26 protein-coding genes are annotated in these 22,706 nt (G+C 63.9%); 12 read left to right on the forward strand and 14 right to left on the reverse strand.

What is annotated here, in order from left to right; genetic code table 11:
- Nucleotides 1–9: 9 nt before the first annotated feature.
- The 6 genes from EJO71_RS16665 to EJO71_RS16690 all read left to right on the forward strand — a co-directional run bounded on the left by EJO71_RS16665 (nucleotide 10) and on the right by EJO71_RS16690 (nucleotide 3,078).
- A complete protein-coding gene (locus EJO71_RS16665; protein WP_125949958.1) occupies nucleotides 10–309 on the forward strand; it encodes a DUF3658 domain-containing protein in 300 nt (99 codons plus the stop codon).
- 103 nt (nucleotides 310–412) lie between these two features.
- Nucleotides 413–880, forward strand: a complete 468-nt coding sequence (locus tag EJO71_RS16670) for a hypothetical protein (RefSeq protein WP_125949957.1) — start codon at nucleotides 413–415, stop codon at nucleotides 878–880.
- A gap of 132 nt (nucleotides 881–1,012) precedes the next feature.
- Nucleotides 1,013–1,579: a hypothetical protein gene (locus tag EJO71_RS16675; RefSeq protein WP_125949956.1), complete on the forward strand. Its 567-nt coding sequence runs from the start codon at nucleotides 1,013–1,015 to the stop codon at nucleotides 1,577–1,579.
- A 188-nt stretch (nucleotides 1,580–1,767) separates the two neighbouring features.
- The gene (locus EJO71_RS16680) at nucleotides 1,768–2,049 is read left to right on the forward strand and encodes a ribonuclease E inhibitor RraB (RefSeq protein ID WP_240651435.1); all 282 of its coding nucleotides are present in this window, start codon (nucleotides 1,768–1,770) and stop codon (nucleotides 2,047–2,049) included.
- Nucleotides 2,050–2,209: 160 nt separating this feature from the next.
- Nucleotides 2,210–2,605: a hypothetical protein gene (locus tag EJO71_RS16685; RefSeq protein WP_125949955.1), complete on the forward strand. Its 396-nt coding sequence runs from the start codon at nucleotides 2,210–2,212 to the stop codon at nucleotides 2,603–2,605.
- A gap of 128 nt (nucleotides 2,606–2,733) precedes the next feature.
- Nucleotides 2,734–3,078, forward strand: coding sequence for a hypothetical protein (locus tag EJO71_RS16690; protein WP_125949954.1), 345 nt, complete (start codon nucleotides 2,734–2,736; stop codon nucleotides 3,076–3,078).
- A 481-nt stretch (nucleotides 3,079–3,559) separates the two neighbouring features.
- On the opposite strand, the gene EJO71_RS16695 is transcribed toward EJO71_RS16690, so the two are convergent.
- Nucleotides 3,560–4,120, reverse strand: a complete 561-nt coding sequence (locus EJO71_RS16695; RefSeq protein WP_125949953.1) for a DUF2846 domain-containing protein — start codon at nucleotides 4,118–4,120, stop codon at nucleotides 3,560–3,562.
- A 327-nt stretch (nucleotides 4,121–4,447) separates the two neighbouring features.
- Here EJO71_RS16695 and EJO71_RS16700 point away from each other — a divergent pair, with 327 nt between their 5' ends.
- Nucleotides 4,448–4,852 (forward strand): hypothetical protein, encoded by a 405-nt coding sequence (locus EJO71_RS16700; protein WP_125949952.1) that lies wholly within the window; start codon nucleotides 4,448–4,450, stop codon nucleotides 4,850–4,852.
- 282 nt (nucleotides 4,853–5,134) lie between these two features.
- Here EJO71_RS16700 and EJO71_RS16705 read toward each other — a convergent pair whose 3' ends face one another.
- The 9 genes from EJO71_RS16705 to EJO71_RS16745 form a co-directional block, all read right to left on the reverse strand.
- Nucleotides 5,135–6,013 carry a sugar phosphate isomerase/epimerase family protein gene (locus EJO71_RS16705; protein WP_125949951.1) on the reverse strand — a complete coding sequence of 293 codons (879 nt, stop codon included), beginning with the start codon at nucleotides 6,011–6,013 and terminating at the stop codon, nucleotides 5,135–5,137.
- A gap of 8 nt (nucleotides 6,014–6,021) precedes the next feature.
- Nucleotides 6,022–7,209: a dihydrodipicolinate synthase family protein gene (locus EJO71_RS16710; protein WP_125949950.1), complete on the reverse strand. Its 1,188-nt coding sequence runs from the start codon at nucleotides 7,207–7,209 to the stop codon at nucleotides 6,022–6,024.
- 7 nt (nucleotides 7,210–7,216) lie between these two features.
- Entirely contained in the window at nucleotides 7,217–8,392 is a 1,176-nt protein-coding gene (locus tag EJO71_RS16715; RefSeq protein WP_125949949.1) for a Gfo/Idh/MocA family oxidoreductase, read from the reverse strand.
- A 48-nt stretch (nucleotides 8,393–8,440) separates the two neighbouring features.
- A complete protein-coding gene (locus EJO71_RS16720) occupies nucleotides 8,441–9,871 on the reverse strand; it encodes an enolase C-terminal domain-like protein (RefSeq protein WP_125949948.1) in 1,431 nt (476 codons plus the stop codon).
- Between the two features lie 11 nt (nucleotides 9,872–9,882).
- The gene (locus EJO71_RS16725; RefSeq protein ID WP_125949947.1) at nucleotides 9,883–10,662 is read right to left on the reverse strand and encodes an ABC transporter ATP-binding protein; all 780 of its coding nucleotides are present in this window, start codon (nucleotides 10,660–10,662) and stop codon (nucleotides 9,883–9,885) included.
- Nucleotides 10,663–10,817: 155 nt separating this feature from the next.
- A complete protein-coding gene (locus EJO71_RS16730; RefSeq protein WP_125949946.1) occupies nucleotides 10,818–11,819 on the reverse strand; it encodes an ABC transporter substrate-binding protein in 1,002 nt (333 codons plus the stop codon).
- Nucleotides 11,820–11,858: 39 nt separating this feature from the next.
- Nucleotides 11,859–12,632: an ABC transporter permease gene (locus EJO71_RS16735; RefSeq protein WP_125949945.1), complete on the reverse strand. Its 774-nt coding sequence runs from the start codon at nucleotides 12,630–12,632 to the stop codon at nucleotides 11,859–11,861.
- 49 nt (nucleotides 12,633–12,681) lie between these two features.
- A complete protein-coding gene (locus tag EJO71_RS16740) occupies nucleotides 12,682–13,674 on the reverse strand; it encodes a tripartite tricarboxylate transporter substrate binding protein (RefSeq protein ID WP_125949944.1) in 993 nt (330 codons plus the stop codon).
- A gap of 285 nt (nucleotides 13,675–13,959) precedes the next feature.
- A complete protein-coding gene (locus EJO71_RS16745) occupies nucleotides 13,960–14,628 on the reverse strand; it encodes a TetR/AcrR family transcriptional regulator (protein WP_125949943.1) in 669 nt (222 codons plus the stop codon).
- Nucleotides 14,629–14,722: 94 nt separating this feature from the next.
- Here EJO71_RS16745 and EJO71_RS16750 point away from each other — a divergent pair, with 94 nt between their 5' ends.
- The gene (locus EJO71_RS16750) at nucleotides 14,723–16,444 is read left to right on the forward strand and encodes a thiamine pyrophosphate-binding protein (protein ID WP_125949942.1); all 1,722 of its coding nucleotides are present in this window, start codon (nucleotides 14,723–14,725) and stop codon (nucleotides 16,442–16,444) included.
- Here EJO71_RS16750 and EJO71_RS16755 read toward each other — a convergent pair.
- Nucleotides 16,413–16,703 (reverse strand): hypothetical protein, encoded by a 291-nt coding sequence (locus EJO71_RS16755; RefSeq protein WP_125949941.1) that lies wholly within the window; start codon nucleotides 16,701–16,703, stop codon nucleotides 16,413–16,415. The two genes, EJO71_RS16750 and EJO71_RS16755, sit on opposite strands and share 32 nt — an antisense overlap.
- A 103-nt stretch (nucleotides 16,704–16,806) precedes the next feature.
- Between EJO71_RS16755 and EJO71_RS16760 the strand changes: the two genes are divergently transcribed.
- A complete protein-coding gene (locus EJO71_RS16760) occupies nucleotides 16,807–17,586 on the forward strand; it encodes a helix-turn-helix transcriptional regulator (RefSeq protein WP_125949940.1) in 780 nt (259 codons plus the stop codon).
- A 40-nt stretch (nucleotides 17,587–17,626) separates the two neighbouring features.
- On the opposite strand, the gene EJO71_RS16765 is transcribed toward EJO71_RS16760, so the two are convergent.
- Both EJO71_RS16765 and EJO71_RS16770 read right to left on the reverse strand, forming a co-directional pair.
- On the reverse strand, nucleotides 17,627–18,067 hold the full coding sequence (locus EJO71_RS16765; RefSeq protein WP_125949939.1) for an SWIB/MDM2 domain-containing protein: 441 nt from the start codon (nucleotides 18,065–18,067) through the stop codon (nucleotides 17,627–17,629).
- 155 nt (nucleotides 18,068–18,222) lie between these two features.
- Entirely contained in the window at nucleotides 18,223–19,146 is a 924-nt protein-coding gene (locus EJO71_RS16770) for a DMT family transporter (RefSeq protein ID WP_125949938.1), read from the reverse strand.
- Nucleotides 19,147–19,187: 41 nt separating this feature from the next.
- On the opposite strand from EJO71_RS16770, the gene EJO71_RS16775 reads away from it, so the two are divergent.
- Together EJO71_RS16775 and aceA are read left to right on the forward strand one after the other, a co-directional pair.
- The gene (locus tag EJO71_RS16775) at nucleotides 19,188–19,598 is read left to right on the forward strand and encodes a gamma-glutamylcyclotransferase family protein (RefSeq protein ID WP_164546847.1); all 411 of its coding nucleotides are present in this window, start codon (nucleotides 19,188–19,190) and stop codon (nucleotides 19,596–19,598) included.
- Between the two features lie 206 nt (nucleotides 19,599–19,804).
- On the forward strand, nucleotides 19,805–21,136 hold the full coding sequence (aceA, locus tag EJO71_RS16780) for an isocitrate lyase (protein WP_125949936.1): 1,332 nt from the start codon (nucleotides 19,805–19,807) through the stop codon (nucleotides 21,134–21,136).
- Between the two features lie 92 nt (nucleotides 21,137–21,228).
- On the opposite strand, the gene EJO71_RS16785 is transcribed toward aceA, so the two are convergent.
- Nucleotides 21,229–22,191: a helix-turn-helix domain-containing protein gene (locus EJO71_RS16785; protein ID WP_125949935.1), complete on the reverse strand. Its 963-nt coding sequence runs from the start codon at nucleotides 22,189–22,191 to the stop codon at nucleotides 21,229–21,231.
- A 115-nt stretch (nucleotides 22,192–22,306) separates the two neighbouring features.
- Here EJO71_RS16785 and EJO71_RS16790 point away from each other — a divergent pair, with 115 nt between their 5' ends.
- Complete coding sequence (locus tag EJO71_RS16790) at nucleotides 22,307–22,618, forward strand: antibiotic biosynthesis monooxygenase (protein ID WP_125949934.1); 312 nt, start codon at nucleotides 22,307–22,309, stop codon at nucleotides 22,616–22,618.
- The last annotated feature ends 88 nt before the right edge of the window (nucleotides 22,619–22,706 follow it).

The raw sequence follows: 22,706 nt of genomic DNA on the forward strand, positions 1-22,706 counted from the left end.
TTTAGCACGATGAACGACGACATCTACGATGCTGAGCTTTCGCCCTCAGAGGGCGCGCGAGTTGCAAAGCTGTCTCAAGCTGAACTGTCGCTTATCGATGCAGCACTTTTTTCGCAAGTCTCCGACGACTGGAGGAAGGTCGCGCGCGTGGTTGGGATGGCGATGCTGTCGATGCCAGACCGCCTAAGTGAGGTTCCTGACGTTTTCTTCGCAAAGCGGGTCGGCCTGCTTGTCGAATTGGGCCGACTTGAGTCACAGGGCGACCTTCGGCGAATGCGATTTAGCGAAGTACGGCGTATACCTGCATGACGGCAGATTGCGGCCACAACCAGTCATTTGCCTCTTGCCAGTTACTTTGAAGCTATCCCTATCTCTGGCTTGCCTGTCAGAGAGGCGTGGAGATTGAACCACCATGTCCCAACTGACACAATCCCCGCTTCGGGCGCGACTGGATGCGATTCCTTGGCGCAATTTCCGGACCTGCCTCGGCCCAGCGGACAAGATGGGGGAAGTGCTGGAACGCCTCGCAAGTACCGACTCGGCCGCTGCACTCGCTGCAAGCCGCGAACTCTGGTGCGATTTGGTTTCGGGTGGTATCGGCCCTCCGCCAGTAGCGGTTCTCGCGCTCCCGTTTGTTCTCGACGTCTTGCCTCAAGCCGGTGAACAACTGACGACTGAACTCCTTGAGCTTATCTGGCGCTGCGTTCACTTCGACCGACCAGATGAGACGGCAACTTTTCAAGAACTGCGGCGCATGGTCATCGCGCAGCGCCCGCGACTGTTCGGGTACGCCACCGACCCCAATCAGGAAATAGCGGAGTTGGCGAAGGACATCCTTGCCGATATAGGTGAGAAGACCGTCAGCAGTAAGCCCGCTTAAGAGGGGGACTGTCTGTTGTAGGCCCACTGACGGCGGCGCGCCTACGGCAGAATGCGGCCAAGACCGGACAGCCGAATGCGGCGTCCGAAGCGCGTGCGCACTGACCATTGGTCCAGCCAAAATCCAAGTCCTATGCTTAAGAACTCCCTCGCGCGATGGCTAGTGCAATACCGAGCTCATCTTTTCTTAGCCTTGCTTGCGGTCGCGGGAATGGCAGCAAAGTATCGCTCCGAGCTCGAAGTCGTGCCGCTGCAAGCACTATCTCCGCGTAACGTTTCCTTGCGCTACGTCGGTGACCTCGAAACCGTTGTGAGTCGCAGTGGGATACAGCACGGCAGCACTCGATTTAAGGCAGGCATCGGAATCGGTGTAGCGAACGACATCGAACGCAACGAGATGCTCAGAAAATTGCAGCCGGTGTTGTACGTACCATTCGCTGGCGTACTGGACATTTCAAGGAGCCAGGCTCAAGCGGTGGAGCAGGCTGGCCCAGAGCTGCGCATCATGCTTTACCGCGGTGAGATATTCGCCGTGTCGAGCCAGACTGGCGATGTCATTCCCTACGCCGACTATGCCGGGAAGGCTCTGCTGTTGCGCGAGCGGTGGTTGTGGGGAACATGGGCAGTGGTAGCTATCGCTATCCTGTATTTCGCGGCGGCAACCTTGCTCGCTCGGCTCGGTAGCCAAGTTGGCCGCTGACGGCCAAAAGCGACCATCGGAATCAATTATGCGCACCACGAATCGACGCTTTTCTATCGCGTGCACTGTCCTTCTAGCTGCTGCCGCTCTAACAGGATCAGAATTTGCAATGGCCGAAGCACAACGGCGAATTCCGCGTAGCCAACTTGATGCAATGTTCTCGCAGATGCGTGCCAAGGCGCCCTGGAATGTCGATGGCCCACTGCTTTGTGGGTTACTTCTTCCTCGATAGTTCTCGGGTAAAGCTTGAACTGGCCGCCTCCGAGCTCGCAAGTAAAGGCTATCGCGTGGTCGGTATCGAGCCTGCGGGTGCTGGACGTTACCGACTACACGTTGAGCGAATCGAGGTCCACTCGCCGGAATCGCTGGACTCTCGGAATCAGGAACTCTACGCACTCGCGGACCGGCTGGACATCGCCTCCTACGACGGCATGGACGTTGGCCCCGTGGGGCCGCTGACCAAGAAATAACACCCTAGTCACGTCTGCCCGTGGGCCGATCCACGAGGACGGCACAAGCGGCTACAGTCGGCCAGGACCGGTCACTCGTCGCACTGACGAAAATTCAGCTAACACCGGTCGTTCAGCACATCAAAAGGATCGGCCACGAGACGACTCTAAACTTACACGCATGAAGCTAACCTTCTTGTGGATCGATGCCCCTGGGGGCGGACGCTGTCCAGTTTGCATGACGGATCTAGCAAACTCCGAGAAAGAAGATTTGGTCGCTCGCGTACTCGACGACGACGGAGGCTTAGGGGTCGAGATGGCGATCCAATGGATCGAAGAAGGAAAGCGACTCGCTAACGAGGCACTGGCCGGGGCATCTGGCCCCTTGTATTGGGCCCGCGAGTACTTTGGAGTAGAGATTCTTGGCCACCAGACTATCGCGTCTGATCATCACGATCTCGTCAACAGAGTTTTCTTGCCGACTGAGGCGTTCGCCTTGGCGCTGCAGCGTTGGCAGGAGTTTCTTATCGCCGGGCCTTCAGCCGAATCTCATACGGTTGAGATCAATGTTTGCTGAGGCGCATTCAGTTCGCGGCCACAACCCCATCAGTCGCGCTGTCGGGCAAGGTTCGGCCAAGAGCGGAAGTACGCATGCGGGGCGGATTTGCTACAAGCCGGTCATCCCAAAACACTAAAGGATGGAATATGCCGTCAGTCCTGATTCGTCTTGATCCAGGCCGCATGGAGAACCCAGATACCGATCTTCGATACGTCGTACCTGATCGCTTGACCGAGATTTCGAGCGGAATTCTGACCGACAGCGGCTACGACTATGAAGAGGGTACTGATGCAATGCTCATCTACCTGTCCACAGATAACCTGGATGCCGCACTCCCCTTCGTGATCGAGCTCCTAGAGAATGAAATGATCTATGAGAACCGGTTGGCCGATTCAGCCAGAGTGGGAACTTCACTGCTTGATGAGACGGAGCGCCCTGCCGATTTCGCGGTCGTCTACCCAAGTGCTGAAGCCGGCGCACGTATGGGTTGAGCCCGCAGTCGGCCAGAACCTGTCATTCACAATTGGGGAGTGACCTGCCCAAGCCTATTCGCAGCCTTCGCTGGGGGAAATCGTTGCGATCTCGTGGTCGGCCGTGGTCACATCACGGGTGGGCACGGCTTGCTCGCGAAGCGTCACGCATGTTCCGATAAGCAGTTGCCCCTCAGCCACCTTCTTTACCTCGGTGCCGTCAAGCAGTCGCACCGTGTACAAGCGCCAAGGTGTAGCTATCGGTGTAGACGATGGTAGTGGGATCACGAATGCGACCGCCACATCGACTCGATGACGTTGGAGTGTTGCCTCATTCAAGGCGACAACCTCAAGAACACGACCTTTGCCAATCAACTTTGGGGGCACTGCCGTAGCACAACCTGATACCAGGGCGGCCAACGGAACAACGGTAGCGAGTGTCTTCAAGTGCATGCTTGATTCCGAAGGGGTTCAATTCGGAAATAGATACCAGTGACTGCGTTCAATCCAGCCCTTGGGTTTGTTTCAGCTCTATGAGGGCGATATTTGGAGGAATGCTGTCAAGAGAACTAGCAAATTTGTGGTTGAAGGCGAGTGACCCGTATATATGCTCAGCACTTTTATGTTCGATGGTGTATCTGTAGAAAAGTGTCTTCCCAGGTTCAACACTGAAGTTAATTGCTGCTGGCCCGAAGCCTTTAACCTCCAGCGTGTGATCACCAGGTGCAAGGTCGCGCCTGAGGTACCCGCCGTTCTTCAGCACCGCAACCTGGACGCCATCGACAAGCACCGGCTGCCTTGATGCGCCAGCCGCAAACGCGGTCATCCGATAAACATAGATCGCGCCCTGGTTTGGATTCGGAGCCGAAGGTTCGGTGAACGCCGGTCCGTAGGCTCCACAAGCACCAAGCATCAGAGGCAAGGCTACGACCACTGCAAGGCGACCCAAGAGGGTGCGCGAGTCGGGTCGCTTGAGCATTTTTCCCATCTTCATTTTTTTAGTTGAGACATTATTGTTAGCAGGAAGTCTGACGGTGTGAAAGTTACCTGCAGTTCTGATCAAATTCTGCGCTCCACCCGTCCACGAGGCGCAGCAATGTTATCCGACCTCCAACGCGCATGCCCAACCTGCTTGGTGACGGCGAACCGCTACGCTGCTGGTTTGGAGGACGACCTAGCATATGCTCATTCGGGATTTCAACGGACCAGACCGAGCGTGGCAAGTGACTGCTATTGAGCGCGAGCTACTTCTGCTTCGGGCTCGAAGCGGAAGTAGCATCTTCTTCAAAGCTGCCGTTGAATTCAACTTAGGTAGCGACAGCCAAGAACACCCAGCATCGCTGAGAACTGACAACCTCACCGCCTCTCAAGGCTATTCATAGACAAGCCCATGGGCGCCCCCATCTGGATCAACAACAAAATGGACCTTTGGATCAGCAATGGGATGAAGGATGCCTTTTGCATAGTGCTGACAACCGTGGCGACTCTTGAAGGCCACGATGTCATGGCCGTCTATACAGATGCACCGGGCGTGGCAGGCACCTACGGAGTCTCCGGTTTAGGCATCGATCTTGATGAGTTCAATGCCTACCTCGGTGGGACGGAGGGTGTACGACGCCACCTTGATATCTGTCGTGCACGATTGCCAGAGGTCGCCGAGTCCTGCGGCCTGACACCTACCGGCGCTAGGCATATGTTGAATTTGTTCGCGTGGGCAGCGTACATCATGGATGGACACCCGCTCCCCAAGAGCTGTAACTACTACCTAGACTGGCCGCCCGGCATTGGGGTCTGACGCTACAACACCGCTCGCAGCCGTCGATTGTGGTGAATGAGCCAGATCTAGCAGGCAGCCGCTTCTGGTCGATTGTGCCCCTTGCGTAGGTCAAACATGCTCGTGAAAGCTGATGGCTATCCGCAGCAGCGGCCAAATTACCAGCGTCACAGCTGCGTTCATTGGGCCTAGGCTACCGGGTGCTCCCGGCAGCGAAATAAGTAGGGCGCCAGCAGGCCGGGGGACATTCGCGCAAGGGGAATGCCCGCTGGCCTATGCACACGCCCTGAACAACGAGCAGCGCTAGACCGCCTGCTTGTGCCGCTCGATGCAGACGTCCAGAGTTTCGCTTCCAGGCCGCTGCCACCAGTCGAGATTCGAAAAGATCTCCACTTCGCTGAAACCAGCGAAGCCCGCGTCCTCGACCCACCCGCGGATCTTCTTCAACTCGACCACGCCATCCCCCATCATCCCGCGGTCACTCAGCAGATCACGCGTAGGCGTGAGCCAGTCGCAGACGTGGTACGCCAGCAGGCGCTCGCGGCCGGCGCGGGCGATCTGCTGCTGCAGCTTCGGGTCCCACCACACGTGGTAGATGTCCAGGGCCACACCGAGCATGCCGCTCCTGCCCGCGTCGAGTTCGTCGCACAGGTCGAGCGCATGTTCGAGCGTGTTGATGCAGGCACGGTCCGCCGCCTGCATCGGGTGCAGGGGCTCGATGGCCAGCGGCATGCCGACTTCGCGGGCGTATTCGAGCGATGCGGCGATGCCGTCGCGTACCTCGCTGCGTGCGCGGCCGATGTCCTTGTAGGCGACCTTGCCTTCGAGCGCGCCGGGCAGGGCGCCGACGACCAGTACGAGGCAGGGCGCGTCCAGCGTCTTCGCCTCGTCGATGGCGCGGCGGTTGTCGTCGAGCGCGGCCTTCAGGCCGGCCGCATCGGGCGCGGGGAAGAAGCCGCCGCGGCAATAGCCTGAGAGGCCGATGCCGTGCGCCTTCAGCTGCTTAGCAATCTTGTCGAGGCCGACGGCCGCCACCTGGTCGCGCCATGGGCTGATCGCACGGATGCCGCGTTCGGCGCACTGGTCGATGATGCGGTCCAGCGGCACCTCGGCGCCCGACTGCTTGCGCACCGTCGCGGTGTTGATCGACAGCCAGTCGTGGTTCTGCGAGAAATCGCGCATGCTGGTCTTCAGCCTTCCACGCCGTGCAGGGCCAGCAGGGTCTTCATGCGTCGCACCGCCGGCTCGGGCTGCTCCAGCAGGTTGGCGGCATCGGCCAGCCGGAACAGCTCCGCGAAGTGCTGCAGCGAGCGCGTGCTCTGCTGGCCGCCGACCATCGTGAAGTGCTTCTGGTGGCCGTTGAGCCAGGCCATGAACACCACGCCGGTCTTGTAGAAGCGCGTGGGCGCGGCAAAGATGTGGCGCGACAGCGGCACCGTGGGGCCGAGGATGTCGTGGAACTTCTTTTCGTTACCCTGCGCCAGTGCGCTCAGGGCTGCGCTGGCCGCCGGCGCGATGGCGTCGAAGATTCCCAGCAGCGCATCGCTCTTGCCGTGCGTGGGTTCGTTGCCGAAGCCGTCGCCGGCGATCAGCTCCGCGTAGTTGAAGTCATCGCCCGTGTACATGCGCACGCCAGGCGGCAGGCGCCGGCGCATCGCGATCTCCTTGTCCTTGTCGAGCAGCGAGATCTTGATGCCGTCGACCTTGTCCGGATGCGCGGCGATGATGCCCAGCGCCGTGTCCATGGCTGCGTCGACATTCTTCGTGCCCCAGTAGCCCGCCAGCGCCGGGTCGAACATGTCGCCGAGCCAGTGCAGCACCACCGGCTGCTTCGCCTGGCTCAGGATGCGGTCGTACACGCGCTCGTAGTCGGCCGGGCTCTTCGCCACGCGGGCCAGCGCGCGGCTGGCCATCACGATCAGCTTGCCGCCCAGCGCCTCGATGGCGGCCATCTGCTCCTCGTAGCCGCGGATCACGTCGTCGACGCTCTTCACGCTGTCGATGTCCAGGTGGTCGGTGCCGCAACCCGAGGCGACCAGCGCGCCGGGCACGTCCTTTGCGGCGTCGAGCGAGCGGCGGATCAGCTCCAGCGAGGTCGGCCAGTCCAGGCCCATGCCGCGCTGCGCGGTGTCCATGGCCTCGGCCACGCCCAGGCCCAGCGAGAACAGGTGGCGGCGGTAGGCGATGGTGGTGTCCCAGTCGACCGCGCATTGCAGCCAAGGGTCGATGGCCGCAAGCGGGTCGGCCACCACGTGCGCGGCCGAGTAGGCGATGCGGTTGAACTTCACGCCCGCGTCGGGCCTGGCCGGCGCGGTGCCGCGCAGCGCGTAGGGCGCCAGCGCGCCGCCGGCGGTGGGGAGGGCAAGAGAAAGCGCCATGGCTGCCTCAGACCTTCAGCACCGGCACGTCGACCCAGCGGCGGTCTTTCCACGATTCGAGCGCGGCCTCGACCAGTTGCACGCCCTTGGCGCCTTCGGGCAGCGTCCACTTGTAGGGCGCGTCTTCCACCACGTGGCGGATGAAGTGCTCCCACTGGATCTTGAAGCCGTTGTCGTAGACCTGCGAGTCCGGAATCTCCTGCCACTGGTCGAAGAAGTTCATGGTCTGCTTCTCGTCGGGGTTCCACACCGGGCGCGGCGTGGCCACGCGCGACTGGGCGCGGCAGCTCGAGAGGCCCGCCACGGCGGAGCCGTCGGTGCCGTCGACGTGGAAGGTCACCAGGTCGTCGCGGCGCACGCGCGTGACCCAGCTCATGTTGATCTGCGCGATGACGGGCTCGCCGTTGTGGCCGGTGAGCTCGCAGGTGGCGTAGGCCGCGTCGTCGGCGGTGGCCTCGTAGGGCTTGCCGGCTTCGTCCCAGCGCTTCGGGATGTGGGTGGTGCCCAGGCAGCTCACCGACTTCACTTCGCCGAACAGGTTGTCGAGCACGTAGCGCCAGTGGCACATCATGTCCAGGATCATCCCGCCGCCGTCTTCCTTGCGGTAGTTCCAGCTCGGGCGCTGGATGGGCTGCAGGTCGCCCTCGAACACCCAGTAGCCGAACTCCAGGCGCACGCTGAGCATGCGGCCGAAGAAGCCGGCGCGGCGCAGCATGTCGAGCTTGCGCAGGCCGGGCAGGAAGAGCTTGTCCTGCACGGCGCCGTGCTTCAGGCCCTTGGTCTTCGAGGCTTCCTCGGCCAGGCGGGCAATCTCGACGGCCTCGTTGAGGTTGGTGGCGATGGGCTTCTCGCAGTAGACGTGCTTGCCGGCGCGGATGGCCTTGGCCAGCAGTGCGGGGCGCATCTGCGTGGTGCCGGCGTCGAAGAAGATGGTGTCGTCCTTGTTCTCCAGCGCCTTGTCGAGGTCGGTGCCCCAGCGCGGAATGTTGTGGGCCTTGGCGAGCGCTTCCATCTTCTCGGCGTTGCGGCCGATGAGGATCGGGTCGGGCATGACCTTGTCGCCGTTCGACAGCGCGACGCCGCCCTGGGCGCGGATTGCGCAGATCGAGCGGATCAGGTGCTGGTTCATGCCCATGCGCCCGGTGACGCCGTGCATGATGATTCCTAGACGTTGGGTGGCCATCGTTTTCTTCCTTGGGTGCGAGAGATTGGTGCGGGCTGGACGCGCGCTTCAGTAGACGGAACGCATCGCGTCCCACGAGATGCCTGCGCCTGGCTTGCCGGTGGCGAAGCCGGGCGCGGCGGCGAGCGAGGACAGGTCGAGCTGCCCTGCGCGGATGGCGAGGCGCACGGCGCCGTCGCTGGTTTGGTAGAGGCCGGGATGCAGCTTCATCAGCCCTTGCTGCTCGGCTTCGGGTGCCGCGGCAAGGCCGTTGACGTAGTGGTGGCCGTTGCGTTCCACGTGCGAGAGGCCCAGCCAGGCGACGAGCGCCAGATCCTGCTGCACGCCGATGCCGGCCTGCATGGTCAGGTCTTCGCCGGAGAGGAAGTAGCGCGGCTTCTCCGTCGCGGCGTTCCATTGCGCGCAGCGCGCGGCATTGATGACCGACTTGTAGAAACCCTTGCAGCTCTTGCTCGACACGCCGGTGTAGCCCAGCGCGCGGGCCTGCACGAAGGCATCGAGCGTGGCGTCCGATTCGTCGATGAGCAGCGGAATGCGCTTGCCCAGTGCGGACACGTCGCGCTGCAGCGCCGCGTCGCGGCGGATCGGCTGCTCGACGAAGACGGTCTTCTGCGCGAGCTTCCACAGCACGGGCGTGGAGAGCATGCGGTCGAGGAAAGTGGCGAATGCATCGGCGTCCGCGTACTGCTCGTTGCCGTCGAGCGTCACGAGCTGGGCCTGGCCGTCGATCACGCGGGTGATGCGCTGGAGCCGGTCGATGTCCTGCGCGGTGTTGCCGCACAGCTTGAGCTTGAAATGCGTGTGGCCGTAGCGCTGCACGGCGGCCTGCAGCGTGGTCGGCAGGCCGCCGGCTGGCGCATCGGGCGAAGCGTCACTGTCGTCGATGGCATCGGCCAGCCCGACGGTGTGTCGTGCCGCGATGCGGGTTCGCGGCGATTGCTTCGCCAGGAAGCCGGCCATGTCGAAGCCAGCGAGGTCGTCAGCCAGGCCGCTGCCGGCGATGTCGATGCCGCTGAGGTTGCCGCTCATCGCCGCAGCGAAGCTCGTGCCGCTATGCAGGCACAGCGCGTCGAGCAGGGCGCGGTCGATCAGCGCGGGGCCGTAGCTGGCCACCAGCGGCTGCAGGCCCTTGGCCCTGGCACGCGACTGGAGCGCTGCGTAGTTCGAGGCGAAATGCGTCCACGCGGTCTGCGCATCGGGCTCGGCGGTGTAGGCCTCGCGCGCATCGCGCAGGGCGAATCGCAGCTGCTCGAAGTTCTGCTCGTTGGTGAGCGCGGGGTTCTTGTCGAACCACTTCGGAATCATCATCTCCGCCGCGCAGCCCTCGGCCGTGCGGCCATCGGCGAAGCGGATGCGCGCTCGCACATAGACCTGCGGACAGGCCGTGACGGTGGCGGCGCCGAAGCGGAAGGGCAGCCGCAGCGCCACGTTGCGCTCGGCGAAGCGGATCTCCTCGACGTGGAAACGGATCGCGTCCATGGGGTGCCGTTTCAGTGGTCCAGGATGCCCTGAGAGAAGAAATGCGCGCGCACCAGCTTCGTGTACGCGCCGAACTCGGGCGAGGCCATCATGTCGAGCGTGCGGGCGCGCGGCAGGTCGATGTCGTACACCGCGGCGATGGAGCCGGGGCGCTCGCTCATCACCATCACGCGGTCCGACAGGAAGATGGCTTCGGGAATGCTGTGGGTGATGAGCATCACCGTCTTCTTCGACGCCATCCAGATGCGTTGCAGCTCCAGGTTCATCTTCTCGCGCGTCATCGCGTCGAGCGCGCCGAAGGGTTCGTCCATCAGCAGCACAGACGGGTCGTGCAGCAGGGCGCGGCAGATCGACGCACGCTGCTGCATGCCGCCCGAGAGCTGCCAGGGGTACTTCTTCTCGAAGCCCTTCAGGCCCGCCATTTCCATCAGCTCGCGGGCGCGGGCACGCGACGCCTCCGAAGGCAGGTGGCGCATCTCGGCCTGCAGCAGGATGTTGTCTTCCACGCTGCGCCAGGGCAGCAGCACCGCGCTCTGGAACACGATGCCCACGTCCTTCTGCGGTCCCTTGATCGGGTGGCCTGCCAGCGTGAGGCTGCCGCCGCTGATGGGCAGCAGGCCGGCCACCATCTTCAGCAGCGTGCTCTTGCCGCAGCCCGAAGGGCCGACGACGGAGACGAACTCGCCTTCCTTGATGGCAAAGTCGAGCGGCTTGAGCGACTCGACGGGGCCGTCCTTGCTTTGGTAGATCTTCGAGACGCCGCGCGCTTCGATCAGGTTCACTGGAGACATGGAGCGTAGTTAGAGGACGAAGCGAATGAGGAGACGGAGCGCTTGTGTTTTTTCGGGGAACACCGCGGAACCGGCTTTGCCGGGCCGCAGGTGTTGCCCCCGGTAGGGGGTGGGAGAAGCGACACGAAGTGCGCGGAGCCTGGGGGCGAGTCTGTTTACGGCAGGAAGTCGAGGGTGACGTAGTCCTCGGGCTTGCCGCGCGTGGAGGCGTCCATGCCGCCGTACTGCACCAGCAGGTCGAGCGAATCGCTCACGTTCTTCGTCGTCACGCGGAAGGGGCGCTGGTTGGCCGTTTCCTTCGTGTGATAGAGCGCCACGCTCTGCTTCATGCCAACGATCAGCGTGTCGCGCACGCCGGCTTTGGGGTTGGCCTTGAGCATCGCGTCGACCGCGGCCTCGGGGCTCTTCTCGGCGGCTTCTGCCGCCTTTGTGGAGGCGCGCATGAAGCGCTTCACCAGGTCGGGGTTCTCGGTCAGCAGGTTCTTGTTGGTGATGATCCCGGAGCTGATCTGGTTCACGCCCGAGTCGGCGAAGCGGATCGGCGTCACCGGCTTGCCCGTGGCGTCCTGCAGCTTGATGGCCTGGTCCATCACGTAGCCCAGCAGCAGGTCGGCCTGGCCGTTGGTCACTGCATTGAGCTTGGTCTGGCCGTCGCCCGAGACGATCTTCACCTGGTCGGCCGTGATGTTGTTGACCTTCAGGAAGAGCGGCCACATCTGCGACATCGAGTCGCCCGGCGTGACGGCCACCGTCTTGCCGATGATGTCCTTTGGCGTCTTGATGTTCTTCTCGGAGAAGCCCATCACCGACATCGGGCTCACCTGGAACAGCACGCCCGTCGACTTCAGCGGCGCGCCCTTGGCGGCAGCCTTGATCATGGTCGTGACGTCGATGTAGCCGAAGGTCGCCGACTTGGCGGCCACCGCCTGCGCGGTGACGGCGGAGCCGCGGCCTTCCTGGATGTCGAGGTCGATGCCTTCGTCGGCATAGAAGCCCTTTTCCTTGCCGAGGAAGAAGGGCGCGTGCTCGCTGTACAGGTACCAGTTGAGCATCAGCGTGACCTTGTCCTTGGGCTTGTCACCCTGGGCATGTGCCGGGGCGATGGCGAAGGTGGCGAGCGCGGCCGCTGCGAGCAGCGAGGGAAGCAGTTTCTTCATGGTGTTGTCTCCGGGAGTTGTTGGCTTTTGCGAAGGAACTCAGTGCACGTGGCGCTGCGAGGCGTGCCACGGGATCATCACGCGCTCGACCAGATCGACCGCGACGAAAAGGATCACGCCGATGCTCGAAAGCACCACCAGCGCCGCGAACATCAGCGGCAGGTCGAAGTTGCCATTGGCCACCTGCAGCACGTAGCCGATGCCCGAGTTGGAACCGACGAACTCGCCGACCACCGCGCCCACCACGGCCAGCGTCACCGACACCTTCAGGCCGCTGAAGATCTGGGGCAGGGCCTGCGGCAGGCTGATCTTGAAGAAGGTCTGCAGGCGGCTCGCGCCCATCGAGCGAGAGAGATCGAGCATGTCGGGCTCGACCGACTTGAAGCCCATCACCGTGGACACCACCACCGGGAAGAAGCCCAGCAGGAAAGCGCTGATCACCTTCGGGAAGATGCCGAAGCCGAACCACACCACGAACAGCGGCGCGATCGCCACCTTGGGAATGCTCTGCGAGAACACCAGCAGCGGGTAGACGTACGACTCGACGACGCGCGAGTAGGCGATGACCATCGCGATCGGAATGCCGATCACGATCGTCAGTCCGAAACCGCCCAGCGTGGCGAGCGTGGTCTTCCAGCTTTCGGCGAGCAGGCGCGGCCATTCGGCAACGAGCTGCTTCACCACTTCCCACGGCGGGGGAATCAGGTAGGCCGGAATCTTGAACAGGCGGATCGCCAGGTCCCACAGCACCAGCAGCAACAGGATCAGGATGAAGGGGCGCAGGGCCGGGGAGAGCAGGAGCTTGCGGAACATGGCGAGGGCCGGGACTTTCGGGAGGGCTGGCTTGCGGTGCTTGCTGTTCTTACTGCTGGACCGAGAGGCCGGCAGCCTTCACGAGCTGCGCATTGCTCGCGATCTCTTCCTTGATGTAGGCGTCGAACTGCTCGGGCTTGAGCGTCCAGGCGTCGGCGCCGAGCTTGGCGAAGCGCTCCTTCACCTCGGGCGAGGCCAGCGCCTTCGCCACTTCGGCGTTCAGGCGCTCGACGACGTCGCGCGGCGTCTTGGCGGGCGCCATCATTCCGATCCAGAAATTGAACTCCGAGCCGGGCACGCCGGCTTCGCTGGTTGTGGGCACGTCGGGCAGGGCGGCGGCGCGCTTGGGCGAGCCCACTGCCAGCGCCAGCAGATGGCCTTCCTTGATCTGGCCGATGACCGGCGCGATGGGCGAGAAGTAGTAGTCGACGCGGCCCGAGAGCACTTCGGTGACGGCCTCGCCCGATCCCTTGAAGGGGATGTTGGTGGCATCGATCTTGGCGGCCATCTTGAATTTCTCGGCGTTCAGGTGCGTGGCGCTGCCCTGGCCGGCCGAGGCGAAGTTCATGCTGCCGGGCTTGGCGCGCGCGGCGGCCAGCAGCTGCGGCAGCGTCTTGATGTTCTTGCTCGGCGAGATCACCAGCGCGTTGGGCAGCGAAGAGATCGGCGTGACGCCCGCGAAGTCGTGCACCGTGTCGAACGGCAGCTTGGCGAAGGTGGAGGGGCTCACCGTATGCGACGACGAATGGATCATCACCGTGTAGCCGTCGGGCGCGGCCGTGGCCACCGCTTGCTGGCCGATGGTGCCGCTGGCGCCGCCGCGGTTGTCGATCACCAGCGCCTGGCCCATGCTGGCGCTCATCTTGTCGGTGATGGCGCGGGCAATGATGTCGGTGGTGCTGCCGGCCGCGAAGGGAACGATCACGCGGATCGGCTTGCTGGGGTAGCCGTTCTGCGCGGCCGCCAGTGCGGGCAGCAGGGCTGCGATGCAGGTCAGCGAGGCAAGGACGGTGGTGCGTGCAGTGCTGGCAAAGAGCTTCATGAATGTCTCCGCGCGGTCGGGCCGCTTCTTGAATCGATCAATTCACCATTGAGTGAATTATCGATTGTAGGAACGCCCGCGCGGCAGCGTCAACCGGAGCTGCCTAGTGAATACCCGGAGGGGCGGTTCAGTCGTTCGTAGAGGGGATTTGCGCCGCGCGCGGCGCATGAAGCTGGCGCAGCCAAGGCCAGAAACACCGCGGAACCGGCTTTGCCGGGCCGCTGGTGTTGCCCCCGGAAGGGGGGTGGCGTAGCGACACGAAGTGCGCGCAGCCTGGGGGCGAGCCTATTTCAGGACGTATCCGAGGACCAGGTCGGTCATGTGAGAGAGGCGTTGCGCCATCGCCTTGGGCGCACGCAGGTCGCGGCCGAAGATGGCCGAGAGCGTGTGGTTGTTCGAGAGGTAGAAGTAGCAGAGCGAGGCGATGGAGATGTAGAGCTGCACCGGGTCCACGCCCGCGCGGAACAGGTCGTCGCGACGGCCGCGCTCCAGCACGGTGTCGAGCAGTTGCACCAGCGGCGAGTTCATTTCCTGGATGCGCTCGGAGCGCTTCAGGTGTGCCGCGCAGTGCAGGTTCTCGCTGTTGAGCAGCGTGATGAACTCGGGGTGCTCGAGGTAGTAGTTCCAGGTGAACGACACCAGCTGGCGGATGGCCTCCACGGGGTCGATCTCTTCGAGGTGCAGGCGCTGCTCGGCTTCGCGGATGTCGGCGTACACGCGCTCCAGCACCGCGAGGAACAGGTCGTCCTTGCTGCCGAAGTAGTAGTAGATGAGGCGCTTGTTGAGGCCCGCGCGCTCGGCGATGCTGTCCATGCGCGCGCCGGCGAGCCCGCGCGCGGAGAACTCGTCGCGCGCCGAGGCGAGGATGGCGAGCTGCGACCGGTCGGCGTCGCGCGAGCGGGGTTCGATTGCCTCGATGCTGATGTCGGGCGCGGAGTCCTTGGAGGCCTTCATGGCGCGAATTTAACCAATTGGGGAATTAACGCAAGGCGTCTGGAGCGGGCGCACATAATTGCCGAAGACATTTGCAGCTGAGGTTCTACTTCCCATGAGTACATCACAACCCGCCGGCCACCTGATCGTGGAATGCCTGGTCGAACAGGGCATGGAGATCGCGTTCGGCGTGCCTGGCGAGAGCTTTCTTGCGGTGCTCGACGGCTTCCATGCCTACCGCGACCGCACGCGCTTCGTCGTCAACCGGCAGGAGGGCGGCGCGGCCTTCATGGCCGAGGCGCACGGCAAGCTCACCGGGCGACCGGGCGTGTGCTTCGTTACCCGCGGGCCGGGTGCGACCAATGCGTCGATCGGCGTGCACAACGCCTTTCAGGATTCGACGCCGATGGTGCTTTTCGTGGGCGACGTCGGCAGCGACTTCCGCGACCGCGAAGCTTTCCAGGAGGTCGACTACGCCAGCTTCTTCGGCCCGAGCACCAAGGGCTTCGCCAAGCGCGTGGAGCGCATCGACGACGCGAACCGCATTCCCGAGTACATCGCGCGCGCCTTCGCCACCGCGATGAACGGCCGGCCGGGGCCTGTGGTTCTGGTGCTGCCCGAAGACATGCTGCGCAGCGAGACCGCCGCACGGCCGCTGGCGCGCGTGGAGGCGGTGGAGCCCTGGAGCGATCCGGGCGCGCTGCGCACCTTGCGCGAGCTGCTGCTGAAGTCGCAGCGCCCGCTGGTGATTGCCGGCGGCGGCGGCTGGACGACGCAGGCCGCGCAGGCGCTGCAGCGCTTCGCCGAGAACTGGCGGCTGCCGGTGGCGAACGCCTTCCGCTTCCAGGACACCTTCGACAACCACCATCCGCAGTACGCGGGCGACGTCGGCATCGCGATCAACCCGAAGCTCGCGCAGCGCGTGAAGGATGCCGACCTGATCCTTGCCATCGGCCCGCGCCTTGGCGAGATGACGACCAGCGGCTACACGCTGCTGGAGGCACCAAAGGCGAAGCAGACGCTGGTGCACATCCATGCGAGCGCCGAGGAGCTCAACCGCGTCTATCAGGCCGACCTGGCGATCAACGCCGGCATGAGCGCCGCCGCGCGCAGCCTTGAGGTGCTGAGCGCACCGCCGACGCTGCCGTGGGAAGAGTGGACGCTGCAGGCCCGTGCCGACTACGAGGCCAACCTCGTGCCGCAGGCGCTGGCCGGCATGCCTGCCGAGACGCCGCGCGGGGCGGTAGACATGGCGGCGGTCGTCGCGCTGCTGCAGAAGCACTTGCCAGCGGATGCGGCCATCACCAACGGCGCGGGCAACTTCGCGAGCTGGGTGCATCGCTACTTCCGCTACCACGGCCTCGCCAAGGGCGCGAAGACACAGCTGGCGCCGACGAGCGGGGCGATGGGCTACGGCGTGCCGGCGGGCATCGCTGCCAACCTTGCGACGGGGCGCGTGGCCTTCACGATTGCGGGCGACGGCGATTTCCTGATGACGGGGCAGGAGCTGGCGACGGCTTCGCAGCATGGCGGCAAGAGCATCATCGTGCTGCTCAACAACGGCATGTTCGGCACGATCCGCATGCACCAGGAGCGGGAGTATCCCGAGCGCACCAGTGGCACGGCGCTGCGCAACCCCGACTTCTGCGGGCTCGCGCGCGCCTACGGCTATGCAGCCGAGCGGGTGACGGAAACGGCGCAGTTCGAAGCGGCGCTGCTGCGCGCGCTGGAAGCCGACACCGGCACGCTGATCGAGATCCCGCTCGACCCCGAAGTCATCACCACGCGTGGCACGCTGTCGTCGATCACGCGCTCGGCGAAGCAGGCGAAGAGCTGAGCGCGGCGCGATGACGGTCGACTTCCTCGCGCAGGGATGGCGAGCGCAGTTCGAACACGTCGAACAGGCCGAGCGCGTCGAGGGTCGGGATCAGCGTGATCAGGTCCTGTCCGGCGGCTTGCCTGTCCGCGGCCGATGCGCCTGCATCCTCGAGGATGCGCACGTTTGCGAGGAAGGCGCCGACCGATCCCTTGCGCAGTGTGCGGCCGTTGATGACGGTGAAGTCGTCGCCGTCGGGGAGTACGTCCTGGGCTTTCATGGATGCTGTTCCTTGATGGGAGTGGAGATGGATTCGATGCTAGGCAGCGGGGCGCATCCGGGCTTGCGGCGCGGGGCCAATCGATATCTCCGGTGGGCCATCCATGGCTGACGAAGCTACCGCAAGGCTCTGGATCACGGCCTACGAGGCGCCGCGCGTCACGGGCTATCACTCGCACGACACCGGCCAGCTTTTCGCGTTGCGCGAGGGCCTGCAGGTCATCGAGACGCCTTCGGGCCGATGGGTGCAGCCGCCGGGATGGATCGGCTGGATAGCGCCTCGCTGCGCCCATGCGGCGCAGAGCTTCGGTGCCACTGCGGGCTGGAGCCTGCACATCGATCCGACGGTTGCTGGGGCGTTGCCGGACGGGCCTCATGTGTTTGCCGTCACGCCGCTGATGCAGGCGCTGATAGATCGGCTGATGTTGCTGGATGCGTCGGAGCCCCTGCTGGAGCCACGAAGAGCGCGTCTGGTGGCCGTGCTGATCGATGAGCTTGCGGCGAGCGGAAAGGAATCGCTGCACCTGCCGATGCCGCAGGACAAGCGACTCGCTTCGATGGCGACCGCGCTGGCCAACGATCCGGCGTTGCCTGACGGTATCGACGAATGGGCCGATCGCATCGGCATGGCGCGCAGGACGCTCACTCGCCGTTTTGCTGCGGAGACGGGCCTGAGCTTCGCGCAGTGGCGCCAGCAGGCGCGCTTGCTGAAGGCCGTCGAACTGCTGAGCCTGAAGGAGCCCGTCACGGCGGTGGCGTTGACGGTGGGCTACAGCTCGGTGAGCGCCTTCATAGAGGCCTTCCGCAAGCACTTCGGCCGCACGCCGACGCGCTTCTTCGAGGAGGGCGTGGCCTTGCCGCAGACGAAAAAAAAGCCCGCATGAAGCGGGCTTTTTGATTCAGGAGCTCGAGGCCCCTGAGCACTTACTTGACGTGCTTGCCGATCAGCGCGGCCAGTTCGAACATCGAAACTTGAGCCTTGCCGAAGATTTCCTTCAGCTTGGCGTCGGCGTTGATGTTGCGCTTGTTGGCCTTGTCCTGAAGGTTGTTCTTCTTGATGTAGTCCCACAGCTTGCTCACGACAGCGGTGCGCGGCAGCGGCGTGGAGCCGACGACGGCGGCCAGTGCCGGGCTGGGGGTCAGTGCCTTCATGAACGCGGCGTTGGGCGTGCGCTTCTTGGCGGGAGCGGCCTTCTTCGCGGGGGCCTTCTTTGCAGGAGCTGCCTTCTTCGCCGGTGCGGCCTTCTTTGCAGGAGCCGCCTTCTTGGCCGGTGCGGCCTTCTTTGCAGGAGTCGCCGCCTTCTTTGCGGGAGCGGCCTTTTTCGCCGGAGCTTTCTTGGCCGGAGCCTTCTTTGCAGTTGCCATGGTTGATTTCCTTTTTTGGTTGAACAGTCACCAATGAAAAACTTGCGTCTCCAGTGGCAATGCGGATGCTAAATGAGAAAAAACGCGTTTCCAAGGGAAAAAGCGCTTTTTTCATTGGGAGTTGTTGTTTTTTCAGAGGGGAGAAGCCCTGTTTTTCACGTTCGGCGCCCGGGCCACGTCGCAAGCACCACGCCTACGAGGGCGATGACGAACGCAACGAGCTGTGGTGAAGAGAGGTTTTCGCCCAGCACGAGCACTCCCACGAGGGCCGCGCTCACGGGCAGCATCACGGCGAAAACACCCGCTTGTGCGGCTGGTACGTGGCGAAGTCCGGTCATCCAGAGCCACACGGTCCAGATGCTCGCGGCGAGCGCATAGACCACGAGCAGCGCCCACGTGCCGAAGCGCACGGCGGTGAAATCGAACTGCAGCGCGAACCAGATGCCGAAGGGCAGCGAGAGCACGAAGCCCCAGAGGTTGATGAGCGAGGCGATGCGCTTGGGTCCGAGTCGTCCCGTGAGCGACTTGCCGATCACCGCATAGGCCGTCTCGCAGAGCACCGCGCAGAGCACGAGCAGGTTGCCGAGCCATGGCATCGAAGCCGATGAAGCTGCGGGCGATGCCGGTGCGTGTGCCGGCGACAGCGCCAGCAGGCCGATGCCGAGCGCGGCGCATGCGATGGCCAGGCCGATGCGCACAGTGATGCGCTCGCGCAGGAAGAGCCAGCTCGCGACGGCCACGCACGCGGGGATCGACGCCATGATTACGCCCGCGGACACCGCGCTCGTGAGGCTCACGCCGAACAGCATGCAGATCGAGAACATGAAATTGCCGAGGAACGACTCGAGGAACACCAGCCAGCGGGTGCGGGATGTCATCGGCGGTTCGTCGGGCGTTCGCTTGAGCCAATGCGGCATGGCCAGCGCCGCGATTCCGAAGCGCAGCCATGCAAGCAGCAGAACCGGAAAGGCGGCGACAAGGGGCTTGGAGAGGGCGACGTAGCCGCCGACGAGCGACATGCTCAATGCCAGGCAGCCGTAGGCCGCGAGGCGGCCTGATGCGGGAGCAGCGGAGTTCAATAGACTGAAGTTCTGTTGTTGCGGAGAAGGCGGTTTCGATCATGCCCCACGTTCTTGTTTACGGCACGCTGCGCCGCGGCGGGCGCAACGACATCGCGCGCTATCGGCCCGCGCCGGTGTGGGTGGGCGACGCGAGCATTGCCGGCACGCTGTTCGACCTGGGCTCCTATCCGGGTGTCGTGCTCGGCGGAGTGGGACGCGTGAAGGGCGAGGTCTACGTCGTCGAGCCGGCGGTCGAGTCTGCGCTCGATGAGCTCGAAGAGGTGGCCGATGACGACTCGGGCGAGTACATCAAGCGGCAGGTGCGCGTCGACGTTGGCGGGCGGTGGCTCGATTGCCTGGTCTACGAGATCCATCCGACGCGCATCGCGGGCCGCGGCGTGATCGAGAGCGGGGACTGGATCGCGCATGCGGCACGAAGCAACGCCTCGTTTTCACAACCGAAAGATTGATTGCGTATTGCGAAATTGGCGGCTGCTGCGGCGCAATATTTTTTCTCAATACGAGAAAAATAATTTTGCATTGAGAAATATTCGCATAAGTCATTGATTTTGTTGAGTGAAAAATATGTCTTCTATAAGACATAAGAGTCCGCAGTCCGATTACAGTTACTCCACGGCCGCAGCGCCCAACCTTCAATCAACCTCACGGAGTGACCATGCCCCAGACCCTCACAGAACAACTCAGCCGCGAACAGCAGATCGCCGCCCTCGAGAAAGAATGGGCCACCGACCCCCGCTGGAAGGGCGTCAAGCGCGGCTACAGCGCGGCAGACGTGGTGCGTCTGCGCGGCTCGTTCCCCATCGAGCACACGCTCGCCAAGCGCGGCGCGGAGAAGCTCTGGGACAAGATCAACGGCGGCGCCAAGAAGGGCTACGTGAACGCATTCGGTGCGATCTCCGCCGGCCAGGCGATGCAGCAGGCCAAGGCCGGTCTCGAGGCCGTGTACCTGTCGGGCTGGCAAGTCGCCGCCGACGGCAACACCTCCGAAACGATGTACCCCGACCAGTCGCTGTACGCCTACGACTCGGTGCCGACGATGGTCCGTCGCATCAACAACACCTTCCGCCGCGCCGATGAAATCCAGTGGGGCCGTGGCGTCAACCCCGGCGACAAGGAGTTCATCGACTACTTCCTGCCGATCGTGGCCGACGCGGAAGCCGGTTTCGGCGGCGTGCTCAACGCCTTCGAACTCATGAAGAACATGATCACGGCCGGTGCCGCCGGCGTGCACTTCGAGGACCAGCTGGCTGCCGTGAAGAAGTGCGGCCACATGGGCGGCAAGGTGCTCGTGCCGACGCAGGAAGCCTGCGAGAAGCTGATCGCCGCGCGCTTCGCCGCCGACGTGCTGGGCGTGCCCACCATCGTGCTGGCCCGCACCGATGCCGAAGCCGCGAACCTGATCACCTCCGACCACGACGCCAACGACAAGCCGTTCCTGACCGGCGAACGCACGCAGGAAGGCTTCTACCGCGTCAAGAACGGCCTGGAGCAGGCCATCAGCCGCGGTGTGGCCTACGCGCCCTACGCCGACCTGGTGTGGTGCGAAACCGGCGTGCCCGACATCGGCTTCGCCCGTGAATTCGCACAAGCCGTGCACGCTGCCTGCCCCGGCAAGCTGCTGTCGTACAACTGCTCGCCTTCCTTCAACTGGAAGAAGAACCTCGACGACAAGCAGATCGCCTCGTTCCAGGAAGACCTGTCGGCGCTGGGCTACAAGTACCAGTTCATCACGCTGGCCGGCATCCACGTCAACTGGTTCAACACGTTCCAGTTCGCTCACGCCTACGCCCGCGGCGAAGGCATGAAGCACTACGTGAACATGGTCCAGGAACCCGAGTTCGCAGCGCGCGACAAGGGCTACACCTTCGTGTCGCACCAGCAGGAAGTCGGCGCAGGCTACTTCGACGACGTGACCACTGTGATCCAGGGCGGTTCGTCCAGCGTGAAGGCGCTGACGGGCTCGACCGAGGAAGAACAGTTCCACTGATCGGTCGATCGATCCTCGCCGGATCGATCTTTGACAGGCAGGCATTCGCTGTCACCTTCAGCCCGGCCGTGTGCCGGGCTTTTTTGCGCCCGTCAGGCTTCGAGGCGTACTTCGCGCACGCCGCGCCCCAGTCGCTGGCGCAGCAGGGTGCGCAGCGTGACACCGTCGGCGTAGCCCACCATGCCGGCGATCTGCTCAAGGCTCCTGTCGCTGGTCTTGAGCAGGTGCACGGCGCGCTCCACGCGCAGATCCTGCACGTAGGAGAGCGGACTCTTGCCCAGCACCTGCTGCATGCGGCGAGCCAGCGTGCGCTTGCTGGTGCCCGCGGCCTGCGCGGCCTCGTCGAGCGAGAAGCCGTCGGCCAGCCGGCCGCGCGCCCAGCGTTCGAAGCGCTCCACCAGCGGGTCTGAATGCGAGAGGTGGTCGGAGATCACGTAGGCCGATTGCGACGGCCGCGAGTCGACGATCAGGTAGCGTGCGACCAGCGTGGCGAGTTCGGGGCTTGCCTGGCGCACGATCCACAGCGCCATGTCGACATGGCTCAGCGCCGCGCCGGCCGTGACCAGGTGGCCGGAATTGACCAGCATGCGCGAGTCCTCGAGCTGCACGCCGGGATAGCGCTGGCGGAACAGCGTGGCAAGCCACCAGGTCGTGGTCGCCTTGTGGTGATCGAGCACGCCCGATTCGGCGAGCACGAAGGTGCCGATGCAGGCGGCCGCCACGTTGGCGTTCCTGCCCGAGCGCTCCCGCAATGCGGTGCAGGCGTCGCGTACGTCGGCGCGCTGCAACGCGGGTTCCAGGGTTTCGGGCATCTTGCAGCCCAGCGCGGGAACGATCAGCCAATCCGCAGTGCTGGTGTCGAGTGCGCGAGCCACCGGCACGACAAGACCCTGCGAGGTCCGCACGCGTTTGCGGACGCCTGTCACGGTGACCTCGAACGGTGCAACGTCGAGTCGCAGCATGGCCGCGAGCTCGTTGGCGGTGGTGAACACGTCGAGCACCGTGGACAGGCCGGTATCGAATACGCCGTCGAGGGCGAGTACGTCGAGCTTCATGGCCATAACGATATCAAAGATGTCAATAACGCCAATAGCTCCGGAGGCGATGGCTGCCTAGAGTTGGTGCCAACGCCGCGCAATGTCGCGCGCCGTTCAACTCAGGAGATGACCCATGATCAAGTACGCACTGTTCGCCCGCCTGGAAGCCAAGCCGGGCAAGGAAGGCGATGTCGAGAAGTTCCTCGAGGCCGGTCTCGTGATGGCGCGCGACGAGAAAACCACGCCGATCTGGTTTGCGCTGCGCCTGTCGCCAAGCACCTTCGGCGTGTTCGACGCATTCGAGAACGAGGCCGGACGCCAGGCTCACCTGACCGGTCCGATCGCCCAGGCGCTGATGGCGAAGGCGCCCGAACTGTTTGCCAGTCCGCCGTCGATCGAGCCCATCGAAGTGCTGGGACTCAAGAACGCCGCGCCTGCGTCCTGAAGCGGGCAAAGGCTAGAATCGCCGTCTCTGCACTCAACAAGAGCGAGAAAGGCACCTTGGTTATGACACCGCGAACTACCCCGCAAGG

The sequence above is a fragment of the Variovorax sp. 679 genome, from assembly GCF_003952185.1.
Lineage (GTDB): Bacteria > Pseudomonadota > Gammaproteobacteria > Burkholderiales > Burkholderiaceae_C > Variovorax.